11 protein-coding genes and 1 pseudogene are annotated in these 12,825 nt (G+C 47.7%); 6 read left to right on the forward strand and 6 right to left on the reverse strand.

Going from position 1 to position 12,825, the window contains the following annotated elements; all coding sequences use genetic code 11:
• A pseudogene (locus H8K32_RS07760) lies at positions 1–227 on the forward strand (hypothetical protein); the annotation flags it as partial.
• Here H8K32_RS07760 and H8K32_RS07765 read toward each other — a convergent pair.
• The gene (locus H8K32_RS07765; RefSeq protein WP_186911920.1) at positions 213–716 is read right to left on the reverse strand and encodes a hypothetical protein; all 504 of its coding nucleotides are present in this window, start codon (positions 714–716) and stop codon (positions 213–215) included. The pseudogene H8K32_RS07760 and the gene H8K32_RS07765 sit on opposite strands and share 15 nt — an antisense overlap.
• A 359-nt stretch (positions 717–1,075) precedes the next feature.
• Between H8K32_RS07765 and H8K32_RS07770 the strand changes: the two genes are divergently transcribed.
• From H8K32_RS07770 to H8K32_RS07780, 3 genes are all read left to right on the forward strand, one after another.
• Complete coding sequence (locus tag H8K32_RS07770) at positions 1,076–2,005, forward strand: peptidylprolyl isomerase (protein WP_186911921.1); 930 nt, start codon at positions 1,076–1,078, stop codon at positions 2,003–2,005.
• A gap of 114 nt (positions 2,006–2,119) precedes the next feature.
• Complete coding sequence (locus H8K32_RS07775) at positions 2,120–2,698, forward strand: hydrolase (protein WP_186911922.1); 579 nt, start codon at positions 2,120–2,122, stop codon at positions 2,696–2,698.
• An 84-nt stretch (positions 2,699–2,782) separates the two neighbouring features.
• Entirely contained in the window at positions 2,783–4,942 is a 2,160-nt protein-coding gene (locus tag H8K32_RS07780) for a C1 family peptidase (protein WP_186911923.1), read from the forward strand.
• A 73-nt stretch (positions 4,943–5,015) separates the two neighbouring features.
• Here the strand turns inward: H8K32_RS07780 and H8K32_RS07785 are convergent, their stop codons facing one another.
• The 3 genes from H8K32_RS07785 to H8K32_RS07795 form a co-directional block, all read right to left on the reverse strand.
• Entirely contained in the window at positions 5,016–7,394 is a 2,379-nt protein-coding gene (locus H8K32_RS07785; RefSeq protein ID WP_186911924.1) for a DEAD/DEAH box helicase, read from the reverse strand.
• A gap of 356 nt (positions 7,395–7,750) precedes the next feature.
• A complete protein-coding gene (locus tag H8K32_RS07790) occupies positions 7,751–8,548 on the reverse strand; it encodes a transporter substrate-binding domain-containing protein (protein ID WP_186911925.1) in 798 nt (265 codons plus the stop codon).
• Positions 8,549–8,580: 32 nt separating this feature from the next.
• A complete protein-coding gene (locus H8K32_RS07795) occupies positions 8,581–9,510 on the reverse strand; it encodes a pyridoxal-phosphate dependent enzyme (protein WP_186911926.1) in 930 nt (309 codons plus the stop codon).
• A gap of 114 nt (positions 9,511–9,624) precedes the next feature.
• Between H8K32_RS07795 and H8K32_RS07800 the strand changes: the two genes are divergently transcribed.
• The gene (locus tag H8K32_RS07800) at positions 9,625–10,299 is read left to right on the forward strand and encodes a GGDEF domain-containing protein (protein ID WP_186911927.1); all 675 of its coding nucleotides are present in this window, start codon (positions 9,625–9,627) and stop codon (positions 10,297–10,299) included.
• A gap of 107 nt (positions 10,300–10,406) precedes the next feature.
• Here the strand turns inward: H8K32_RS07800 and H8K32_RS07805 are convergent, their stop codons facing one another.
• Together H8K32_RS07805 and H8K32_RS07810 are read right to left on the reverse strand one after the other, a co-directional pair.
• A complete protein-coding gene (locus H8K32_RS07805; protein WP_186911928.1) occupies positions 10,407–10,571 on the reverse strand; it encodes a hypothetical protein in 165 nt (54 codons plus the stop codon).
• 5 nt (positions 10,572–10,576) lie between these two features.
• Positions 10,577–11,353, reverse strand: coding sequence for a hypothetical protein (locus H8K32_RS07810; protein ID WP_186911929.1), 777 nt, complete (start codon positions 11,351–11,353; stop codon positions 10,577–10,579).
• Positions 11,354–11,742: 389 nt separating this feature from the next.
• Between H8K32_RS07810 and H8K32_RS07815 the strand changes: the two genes are divergently transcribed.
• Positions 11,743–12,816, forward strand: a complete 1,074-nt coding sequence (locus tag H8K32_RS07815; RefSeq protein ID WP_186911930.1) for an OmpA family protein — start codon at positions 11,743–11,745, stop codon at positions 12,814–12,816.
• Positions 12,817–12,825 lie beyond the last annotated feature (9 nt).

Genomic DNA, 12,825 nt, shown 5'->3' on the forward strand with positions numbered 1-12,825 from the left:
TACCTCGCAATATGGAATTAAAAGCCTTTGATCCTCATCGCAAAGAATTTAGCTGCATGTATGAAGTCGACCACGTCCCGCCGGTTGATCCGGAGGCGGAAGCCTGGTTTCAGGAAGGCATGCGTGTCGCGGGACGTGATTTGCAACCTAATCAGCGTTACCAAATCACGCACAAATTACTCGACTTCCGTTGTACTCTCACTACTAAGTCCTCATTTGTCGTGTAGCGAACATGCCTGCACTTTGGCCCCAAAGAAATTTGCTTGTAATTGAAACGCCTGCAAGATTCTTTGTCGTCCGGGTTCATCCTCTGGCAAGGCAAATACGACTTTTAAAAATTTGGGTGCATGGGCAGCGCGACTACTGCCGATATCGTTTGCCAATAAATCTTGCTCGAGCAATGTCATTACCGACGGGATGACATGTTGTTGTGCGGCACGCATTTCTTCCAATACTTCGGTCTCAGTCACATTCACTGTGTCGTGTGCGCCTTGAAATTTCTTTACGCCGCCAATGTTGACTGCCATACCGCCGGTAATTTCAAATTCGGTCGCGGATAGCCGCTCGTAATGAAATGCCTCCCAGCCTGGTACACCACGTCTACGTTGGGCGACCACGGCCATCGCGGCGGCGGCTGTACCACCGCCATTGATCATTCCGACAGGCAACATTTCCGCTAAACTTGGCGGGATGGGGGCGTTGATAGGTTCGGTCATGACAATTTCTCACTCTAAAGATGCTGAAATGCCATTGTATGCTGAGTCGGTGCAGGGATCATATAAGATCGTTTGGACATAGCCGGAGCGCAGATAAAGGGGAACTTATTGATAAAAAGACTGCCCAAGCAGCCAGACCATGGAAGAAACCTACCTGCGAGCAACGATGACAGATTCGTGACATTTTGAGCAGAATTGCTGCAAGAACGTAACGAAAAGTGAATATCTAGCAAGAAGCCCCTAATCACAGGTAGAATTCAGCGTCATTTAATTTGGAAGCATCTCTCTACGTGATATCTACGTCAGATATGCGATGATATTTATTCGCTGCACAGCAGTTCAACTTTAAGGAAATATTCATGTCGATCAAATCCCGCGTGGTTTTGGGTAGTGCTATTGCGTTGTTCGCGCTGAGCGCTTGTAATGATAAAGATAAAGCGGCATCTGCCACGACAGCTGCGGCAACTGATAGCAAAGAAGCAGTTGCAGCGACCGTCAACGGTACCCCTATCGCGAAAAAACAACTGGATCAGATCATGCAGCAACAAGCTGCTCAAGGGATGCCTGACAATCCAGAAACACGCAAAATGGTGATCGACAATCTGGCAATGCAAATCATCGTTGCTCAGGAAGCCGAGAAAAAAGGCCTGGATAAAGCACCTGAAGTGAAAGAACAGCTGGAAATGGCACACATGTCCATCCTGGCAAATTCTTTTGTTAAAGATTACATGAAGACAGCAACAGTGACTGATGAAGCGCTGAAAGCTGAGTACGACAAGTTCAAAGCTTCCCAAGGCGGCAACGAATACAAAGCACGCCACATCCTGGTAGCGACTGAAGCTGAAGCGAAAGACATTATCGCTAAAATCACTAAAGATCCAAAAGCGTTTGATGGCTTGGCAAAATCCAAATCCAAAGATCCTGGTTCTAAAGACAAAGGCGGCGATCTGGGTTGGTTTAACCCACACAATATGGTGCCTGAATTCGGTAACGCTGTAGCGAAACTCGAAAAAGGTAAATTCACGACTGAACCTGTTAAATCTCAGTTCGGCTACCACGTGATCATGTTGGAAGACTCACGTCCATTGGCAGTACCGTCCTTAGAAGAAGTAAAAGCCGGTATGACTCAGCAATTGCAACAGCAAAATCTGAAAAAAATGCTGGACGACATGAAAGCAAAAGCAAAGATTGATATCGTTGCTGCACCAGCTGCAGCTTCTGCTGCGGCAGTAAGCGCGGCACCTGCTGCACCAGCATCAACTGCAACTGAAGCTGCTGCATCTAAGTAATCGCCTTATCCTTCAAAAATGGCTCATCACCTCACGGTGGTGGGCCATTTTTTGTTTGCCAATTCGGTTTTTTAAACTGTACTTTAGTTTAGGTGTCACACATAGGAGAAGCACATGTTGGAATTAAATCCAAAATCAACCGCCTTAATTCTGATTGATCTGCAAAATGGCATTACTGCGTTGCCACTGGCACCGCGCTCTGGCGCTGAAATTTGTGCTATCTCTGAACGTCTGGCGGCGCAGTGTCGCACAGCGGGTGCTACCGTAGTGTTGGTCAATGTTGGCTGGGCAGCGGACGGTGGTGATGTCTTGAAACAGATGGTTGATGTACCGATGGCGAGACCCGCTGGTGGCTTATCGGCCGATTGGAGTGATCTGGTACCTGGCCTGGCACAGCCTGGAGATTTACACGTCACCAAACATCAATGGGGAGCTTTCTACGGCACCGATCTGGATTTGCAATTACGTCGCCGTGGCATAGACACCATCATTCTGGGTGGCATAGCAACTAACTTTGGTGTCGAATCGACCGCCCGTGCAGCCTGGGAACATGGCTATCAAACCATCGTTCTTGAAGATGCTTGTAGTAGCATGAGCGAGGAATTACACCGCATGAGCACGCAGCATATACTGCCACGCATCAGCCGCGTCAGAAGCTGTGCGGATATACATTTCCTTACATCGACGGACTAAGATTTGACCTCCTGCTTTGTGTAGAAAATGCAATAATGACGCCGCAAATGTTGCGTCATTATTCTTACCAAAACAGGATTATGCATGCCAAATAATAATTTCGTCTGGACTGGCAGTGAGATCACGCTGGACGTGCGTCCAGATCGTCTGGATATACGTGACCGTCAATTCACACCGGCGGTACGCCACCTTCACCCAACTTGTCCTTCTCCAGATTGGGTCGCTGCGCATTGGCAGGCATATGTCGATGCGGGCATGATCTTGAATCAAGGGTCAGCTGGTGCCTGCACCGGGTTTGGTCTGTCCGCAGTGATTAATTATCTGCATTGGTGCGAGAACCCCGATCATCAGCAAGTCAGCCCGCGCATGGTTTACCACCTCGCCAAATTTTACGATGAATGGCAAGGTGACGACTATGTTGGTTCCAGCTGCCGTGGTGCGCTTAAAGGTTGGAATAAACATGGCGTATGCAGCCGCGATCTGTGGCCATTTACCGTGCATGCTAATAACACTGCCGTCAGTTGGGAGGCACCAAAAACAGGTTGGGAACAAGACGCCCAAACACGGCCATTGGGTGTGTATTATCGCATCAACAAAGACAGCATCAGCGATATGCAAGCAGCACTTGCAGAGACGGGAGCAGTGTATGTATCGGCCAGTGTGCATACCGGCTGGTATTTGTCTTCCTATCGGCAGCCTAAAAAGCCGCAGCCACTGACCAACCTAGATCAATTACCTTTGATTCCGGCACAAGCTCAAGGCATCGGTGGCCATGCGTTTGCTTTGATTGGTTATACCTCGCAAGGCTTCGTGGTTCAAAATTCCTGGGGGACGGGATGGGGATGTCAGGGTCTGGCAATACTCACTTATGAGGACTGGCAAAATAATTGCACTGATGCGTGGGCGGTCTCCCTTGGTGTGCCAAGCAGCGGTGTCAGCGCCTACGCCAGTACCGATTCTTACACGCCATTTCAATCCGGCCCGTCGATGCTCGCGGGATTAGTACCACCGATGGCGAGTAGGCGAAGCGGGCCTCCTCAACATAAAAAACCAGTCCACGCTGCGCACAGTCTACCGCCGCTGAGTCTGGACCAGGCCTATGGTTTGAGTCTTGTCATGGATAATAATGGCGCACTTATTCAACGGTTGGTGGCATTCAAAAATGCCGCTACCAGCGCCGAGCACATTGTCTATCATGCGCCGCTCGCCGCTTACACCCAACATAAATCAAAACGTGCTTTCAAACTCACGCTGTTTGCGCTCAGTGGTCTGGCGGATGAAGACACTACCCTGGCACATATTGCCTCGCTGGCACCGTATTTTCTGGCGAATGGCAGTTATCCAATTTTCCTGACATGGAATAGCGGTCTGGGTGATAGCCTGGATCAATTGCTATCGAGTGAATTTTCTACAGCTGGTAAAAGCACCGCGCAAGACATGAGCATAGAAAGCTACGCCGCGACCAATGGTGGCAAAGCCGAGTGGACGCTGTTAAAACAAAATGCCGAACTATCTGTGCTCAATGACAGCCCACCACGCGGCTTGCATGTACTGGCGCGTTATTTGCAAAAATTGGCGAACGAAATTGGCCAAGACCATATGGAAATTCATCTGGTAGCTCATTCTGCAGGCGCACAACTGATTGGCAACTTGTTGCCGTATCTGAAAAAATTGAAGATCAAAACGTGCAGCTTGTTCGCTCCGGCTTGCAGCTTAGATTTTGCCAATGCAAAATTTTTACCTGTACTGGAATCGGGTCTGATTGCACGCAACCAATTTCATTTGCACGTATTATCCGACGAACTGGAAAAAACTGACAATGTAGCGCAGATTTACAGCAAATCTTTGCTGTATCTGTTGGCACGTAGCTTTGAAGCTCGACATAAAACGCCAATGTTAGGCATGGCAACGTCTTTGGACGCTGATTTTTTTTCCGGAAAAATCAAGGACAATGCACAATGGAATCCGGCGGCAATTCCAGCGCTCAGAAAATGGAACGACACGTATTGGGGTAAACAATTGCCTAGAGGATTTGCAGCTAAAGGGCAAGGTTTAACACCCAAGCAAGCGAGCACTTTACATATCCAGCAGCAACGCTACGTGCATAGCGGTCATGAGGCATTACGGGCAGGTCATACGACGTTTGATTACGATGAAAAAACCATCAGTGCAACACTTTTGCGCATCGCCGGAATGAAGCCGGACCAGACTTTGCCATATCCGGTTGGCAATTTAAACTTGTAAAAAACATTTTGAAATTTTGCATAAAAAAACCGCCATCAAACCAACGATGGCGGTTTTTTTTCATTGCTTTAATTTACTTCGATGGCTTACGACGCGTCGTGCCGCTGTCTTTATCAAACTTTGACGGACGACCATTCGAGAACTTACCTGCTGGCTTGCTATCGGAACGGCTGTCAGAACGCGCACCTGGCTTGCCTGCTGCCTTTTCTAATACGCGACGATCGCCACCAGATTTTTTCTGTCCTGCCGGGAAATCATGCGCCACGCCACCACTGGTTGGCTCGCCGACTGGGCTGATTTTAATCTGCTTACCAGCAACCCATACACCTTTGAGTTGCGCCAGCAATTCAGGTGGCATACCAACCGGTAAATCCAACGTGCTGTGATTATCAAAAATATCGATACGACCAATGTATTTTGCTTCCATGCCTGCCTCATTGGCGATGGCACCAACGATATTGGCTGGCGTTACGGTATCGGCTTTGCCGACTTCAATGCGGTAAGTTTGCATAGGAACGCTGACCTTGCCTTTGGACGCTTTTTCTTTTTTAGGCTTGGCGGGACGGTCGTCTTCATCTGGTGCGCTAAACGCACGTTCTACCACCTGATTCATACGGCTACCAGGTGCAGCGTCAGCGATACGTGGTGCGCGTTCAGTGCGCTCTGTACGTTCAGCACGTGGTTCGCTACGCGGCGAACGGGCTGGCGCGGAGGTACTGCCGCCTGCTTTTTCAGCACTGATGCGCAAAGACTGACCAGCAACACGAACGGATTTCAAATGATCGAGCATGTCTGCTGGCAAATCATCTGGCAAATCGAGAATCGTGTAATCGTCGTAAATGTCGATGCGGCCGATAAATTTGGATTCGATATTCGCCTCATTGGCAATCGCGCCAACGATATTACCCGGTTTAACACCATGTTCGTGGCCGACTGCGATGCGGTAAGTTTGCATACCTGGTTCCGCAGTACGTGGGCTATGCTCGCGACGGACACTGCGGTCTTCGCGTTCAAAACGATCACCACGGTCACGGCCAGGGCGGTCACCGCGATCACCTCTGTCGCCGCGATCATTACGTGCAGGGCGCTCATCACGCCAGCTATCATCGGACTTCACTTCTTTGCGATTTTTATCCAACAACAAAGGTTCGTCGCCGCGCGCCATTTTGGCTAACGCAGCAGCAATTTCGATAGCCGGAATATTGTGTTCACGCTCGTAATCTTCGATCAGCGATGTGTATTCGTCCAGACCACCTTCTGCTAATGCGGTGGAAATCTGATCTTTAAAGCGGGCGATACGCACATTGTTGACCGTTTGTATCGTCGGCAATTCCAGTGGAGACACGGGTTGGCGAGTAGCGCGTTCAATCGCTTTCAAGAGATTTTTTTCACGTGGAGTGATAAACAAAATCGCCTCGCCGCTGCGGCCAGCGCGGCCAGTACGGCCGATACGGTGAGTATAGCTTTCTGGATCATACGGTACGTCGTAGTTAATCACGTGGCTGATACGCTCTACGTCCAGACCGCGGGCGGCGACGTCGGTCGCAACCAAAATATCGATCTTGCCGTCTTTTAATTGCTGAATCGTGCGTTCACGTTGTTGCTGATTGATATCGCCATTGATTGCTGCAACGGAGAAGCCTCTTGCATCCAGTTTGGCGGCCAATTCTTCAGTGCCCAGTTTGGTACGTGCAAAGATGATCATGCCGTCGAATGTTTCTGCTTCCAGAATACGGGTTAACGCATCCAGCTTATGCATTCCGGAGACTAACCAGTAACGCTGGCGAATATTATCGGCAGTGCCAGTTTTAGCGGCAATTGTCACTTCAGCAGGCTTATTCAGATAAGTTTGTGCAATACGCTTAATCGCTGATGGCATCGTGGCCGAGAACAAGGCAGTCTGGCGACCTTCCGGTGTTTCTTGCAAAATGCGTTCAACGTCGTCAATAAAGCCCATGCGCAACATTTCGTCGGCTTCATCGAGAACCAATGTTTTAATTTTGGACAAATCCAAAGAACCCTTGTCCAAGTGATCAATCACCCGGCCTGGTGTACCAACGACCACGTGCACGCCACGGCGTAATGCTGATAATTGTGGGCCATAGCTTTGGCCGCCATAAATCGGCAACACGTGAAAACCTGGAATATGGCGGGCATAAGTCTGGAATGCCTCGGCAACCTGAATTGCTAATTCGCGGGTTGGTGCCAGCACCAAAGCTTGCGGTGTAGTTTGACGGATATCTAAGCGTGACAAAATCGGCAAGGCAAACGATGCCGTTTTGCCGGTACCAGTTTGCGCTTGGCCCAGGACATCGCGGTTATCCAGCAAAATAGGAATCGTTGCCGCCTGAATAGGGGAGGGTGTTTCGTAACCGACATCTTGTAAGGCGCGCAATAAAGGCGCACTCAGTTGCAGATCGGAAAAAGTAATAATAGGTGTGGATTCTGACATGGCGATGCTCGCTCGTTCGCTCGTATCGCAGGATGCGACAAGATTTGGGGCGTAGTTTACTCTGTTGTCATACAGTCAGGGAGAAACTACGGCTTAGTTTGCACAAAAAACAGGCAATTCTTCCTGAAAAGCCTACTTTTCCAGCTAAAAGTTAGTTTTAGAGCTATCTTTTTTTGCTCTTTTGTGAAAAAGAAATCGTTTAGCTTATTTAAAAAATTTTAAAAAAATCAAAACCTTTCAACGCAGAGACACCGAGACACAGAGAAAAATTGAACAAAATACCGCTTTTCTTAGGGTGGCCGTAACCCGTGCTAATCTCTCGGCGCTACCATTTGGCGGGTTGCAAGCTCACTCTCTTACTTCGCCATCAACCCATATCGACGCAACATTGCGTCTTGTTCACCATTCGCTTGAATATGAGCAATTGCCCGATTGATTTGCTCGATTTTCCAGACTGATTTTTGCGATAAACCACATTGGGTCGAGAGTACTGAGAACGGGGTCTTAGACAAAACAAACTGATCGCGTTGGTCTGGGAAATTTTTGAAATAGCCTTCAATCTCTGCCTCAGAACTGATTAAACCGTCTGCGCCACCCTTGGTCAGCAAACGAAACATACTTGAAACATCAGTTAAGTCGATACGTTTGATTTTTCCTGTTGCGACCTCTTTATCAATTTGTGGATAAAAATAACCTAGACGCGTGGCTATTTTTTTATCGAACAATTGCTGCGGAAATTGATTTAAAACAGGTTTGTCACGTAACACCACAACACGTTCAATCTGCGGCAAATTTGGTAAAGACCAAAATAGCTGATCGCGATTGTCTGTCCATTGCGGACTGAAATAGCACACCATATCAGCCTGACCAGTAAATAGGGCTTGCTCTACACGACGACGGGAGTAGACCACATACATCGTGCTTGCACCGATTTCTTTCGCAATTGCATCACCGAAATCTTTGAGTACGCCACCAGTCAGGTGGCTACTTTGATCAAATATATTCAGCGGATAGCCGAGTGTATCGAATACGGCAAACTTGATTTCCTGTTGTGCCTGTTGTGCCTGAACGTTTGCTGAAAACAGCCAGCAGCTCAGCAGCATCAGAACTGTGCTTCTTAGCTTAACAAAAACCAAATGCGTTCGATGTTTCACGCTGTCTTATCCTTCATCAAGTTAATGATTGTTCACGTATTCATCACGGGCATCAAACTGGAGGAATAAGGAAACCCACGGTTACCTTGCAGGCCGCCTGTATGAATTGCCACAACTCTTGTTCGTTCAGGAAAATACGCTTGCATACAAAGCGTATGTAGCGCAAATAGCATTTTTCCAGTGTAGACGGGTTCCAGCGGGATTCCAGTCTGACTTACAAAATTTTTGCAGAAAGACATTAGCACAGAACTAATTTTCGCGTAGCCACCATGGTGAAAATCAGTCAACAGACGATAGTTATCGTATTCGGGGTAACCAGCCTGTTGCAACAAATTTTTAATATCATTATGCAAATAATCTGCATTATTGAATGCAGCTACACCAATGACCTGACTCTTTCTCTCAGCACCCGCCAATACCCCTGCCATTGTCGCGCCAGTACCACATGCGAGCATGAAAACATCAGGGCAGCTTCCGATGCTAGTGCTTACTTCGGCTACTAATTCAGCGACGCCGTGCAATGCTGCAGGGCTACCACCTCCTTCAGGCAACCATACGTGTTGCGGACTCACCTCTGGCAGACACTGACGCCAATAATCAGGTTCGTCGCGCAGTTGTCGGTAGCATTCCCGGCCGACATAGCGTATTTGCATCCCTAAGCGGCGGCAATCCTCAAGCATCGCACTGTCCATGCCGTCAGCAGCACGTATCAATGCCGTCGACGCATAACCCAAGATAGCAGCAGCATGAGCCAAAGCATGAATATGGTTAGACCAGAGTCCGCCCATACTGACCAGATGTGGGTGCTTTCCTTGCAAAGCCATCAATGGATATTTCAATTTACGAAACTTGTTACCAGATACCTGGGAATGCAAAAGATCATCCCGTTTGACCCAAAGGTCTATCCCCGGGAATAAATCACTGTAAACTCGCTGACAAGGAGAGGAAGAGGCAAAGAACACGATGCAATTCTGACGGCGATGATGGTAAAGTAGTATTGTACGCGTACCATCTGCATGAAGTGAATGTCGCTTTGCCGTTCACCGCACCTGGTACTCATTTTGACCGGAGAGGACATGCCCGCAGATCTCGATCAGCCACTCGTCAGTGCCAGACATCAATTATCAGAATTGATTAAACAAATCAAAGAAACCGGGCAGCAAGACAATCTCTTGCCGACGCTGGAGACGGTATTGACCAAGCTTGAAGGATTGGCACAGCATGACCACCTGACCGGCGCACTCAACCGACGCACTTTACTCAGCATGCTCGAAGCTGAATTGGCGCGTTCTTATCGTACCGGACATACGTTCTCGTTTGCCGTCATCAGCGTCGACGGACTTGAAAACATCCTTGAAAAACATGGGCAAGCTGTGGCTAAACAGGTCTTGCAAATGCTCAGTAAAGAGGCCTTAGACATGTTACGCACGCTTGATTCCTTTGGTCGTGTCGCCGCAAATGAGTTCGCCATTGTGATGCCGACAACTTGGCTTGATCAAAGCATGAAAGCGATTGCACGTCTCAAAAAACGAACTTCTGCAGTAGATTGGAATAAACTGGCGCCAGATTTAGTCATCACGTTTTCGACTGGGCTGACCACCAACGCGATTAAAGATACAGCTGAAACCATGCTGCAACGTGCCACAATCGCATTACAAAATGCCAAAGCCAAAGGCCCTGATAGCATCACCGATATAGATCCTCCTTTACCAGAATACGACCCTAACGCTCCCGAAAATAATCCACTCTGAACGTAACAATGAGTAGAAATAAATGACATGTGCCAGCATGCTCAAGAAGTTTTGTGGTATTTCAATGGTGGCAATGCGATTGAATTTGTCCTTTATCGACATTTACCTCAAGGAGAGGTAGCGCATGAACGCGCTGCCTGAATGGTCTGGGACTGGATATCATGGAATTTACCAAGATACAAAATTCCCAAAAAGAGACTAGCAGCAACACCGATGAATACCAGCAGTTCAACGATGGCCTGCCCGCGCAATAATGAACGATCCACTGACATAAGCATTATTTCACGTCGAAAACTGTTGAATTAATGGGCACGTTGGCTTTGACTGAGACAGGCTTTGTAACAAGCACACCAAATTGATCTTTTGTAAGAAAATTGCGCGCATATGCTGGCAAAAATTTTCCATCAATTTGGATAAACTTGGTTATTCCCTTTGGTTCTAAAATACAAAACTCCCCTAAGGCTTTGTTGAACTCGCTACTTGCTTGGCATTTGAGCGGTATCCCGTTGACAACTTTAGGAACGGAATAGAGGGAAGTATCTTCCGCCGGCTCTTGGACCATATCCACCTGAAACTGCGGCCCAACGCGCTCACCGTTTTCTTGCACGTCAACTGCATAGCTCTTACCATTCTTTATTATCAGGTGCGATTCGGTTTTTACAATCGACGTTCCACAGCCTTTCTCTGGCACGTCGTCGTTGATATTGATACCGTAGCTAAAGTTGCTATGTAAATAGTTTTTGCCATCACTGATGTAGACGTCCTTATCGATGATGAAATCGACTGGCACGTTCACAAAAGGCTTCACTGGTAAATTTCTTGCTTTTGCCAATTCGACACAGGATTCATAAATCGTTTTGTACCAGTCACGGTATTGGGAGAAATTTTCTGGTTGAGTAACGGTGACGACTTCGTACGTCTGTCCCGCAACGCTGTTGGCATCACTATTTGTTGCATCTGAACTGTCCGCACTATTGCCGCACGCAACCAATTGAAAAGTGAGCATGGCAACGACACCAAATTTGACCTGTCCGTATTTCTTGTTTAACTGCATGTTGAATCTCCGCCTAATAAGCTTGCAATTGGAGGTAAGCCTTTCGTGGCATCAGCGATACCACGCGCGACTCTTCAATCGGTGGCGAGCGAGGCTTGCCAATAAGGATTAAAAAAACTCAGCTACTCAGTCATACCTTGACCTAGCCGACGATGACATAAAACGAATTTGTTCATGATTTCTCGGTTAGGTTATAAAATGAAACTAAATACTGCGGGCGAAGAGTAATGTGAAAAACAAATTACGTTTTGACAATTACACATTGTTACACTCCTCATAGCAACGTTAAACTAGAAAGATTTGTTCATTAAAATCTTGCTATTGAAAAAAAGTAGTCGTACTCCCCCACAAATACCGCACATCTTTACCTATATCAAACGTCGAGTTAAATGAAAAAACTATCGTTATCAACATTAAGTATCTGCCTGATCACTTTTTTAAGTATCGCGGGCTGCAATAAAAAACCGGTTGAAGCACATTCTGTGAACCCGGCTGCCAGTCCAGCGAGCGCCGCGTCGGAAACTGCGACGCCACCTACAATCGCTGCAACACCTGCAGCTCCAACTGCAGCAACGCCGTTTGATCTGGACTCCGTTGCCATGACTACTGTTAACCTGCCGCCATTTCCTTATGTTGACTATCCGGTAACGTTAGACGAAAGTTATCGCTCTGGATTACCTCCTACGCCATTTGATATTGCTTATGTCATTGCAGGAAATGAGTTAAAAACCGTAGAAGGAAAAGTGTCGATACGCCACTTCCCCAACAATCCAGCAAAGCTCTCTGTGGTCGCAGCACAGCGCAATTATGACGAAGCGATCAAAGCACTTGGTGGTGTGAAGGTGAATAAGCTTGAGCCCACAGATCCTGCCTTTATAAAAGCGCAACCAGGCGGACTTGAAACTCTTTTGGGGAAATTGCATATCAACGATAGTCCGCGCTCCGATAATCATGGCCTTGAGTCGTTTAGCCAATACCTTATCCGCACCAACAAAACCAATATCTGGATAGCTGTCATTGAAGAAAACGGTGGAATAACGACCACATTGGTCACCGTAGAAGAAAAAGCACTGGAACAAAGTGTTGCACTGATTAAGGCAGATGCGATGGCGGCAAGTTTGCAAACACAAGGTCATGTTGCCCTGTATCTTTCCTTCGATACTGACAGTGATATGATCAAAAGTGCGAGCAAACCGGTCGTAGAAGAAATCGTTAAACTGCTACGTTCAGATGACAAGTTACAACTCAATATCGAAGGTCACACCGACAACGTCGGTTCAGCTGAACATAACAAAACCCTGTCGCTAGCGCGTGCGCGTGCGGTAGTGAAGGAAATCACCGATAAAGGTATAGCCGCTGCGCGACTCAATGCGATTGGTCTTGGTGCAGAGAAACCTCTGCAAGACAATACGACAGAGCAAGGCAGAGCAAAGAATCGTCGCGTCGAGTTGGTAAAGCGCTGATTGGCTGGC

It is taken from the genome of Cognatundibacterium jejuense (assembly GCF_014284255.1).
Taxonomy (GTDB): Bacteria; Pseudomonadota; Gammaproteobacteria; order Burkholderiales; family Burkholderiaceae_D; genus Undibacterium; species Undibacterium jejuense.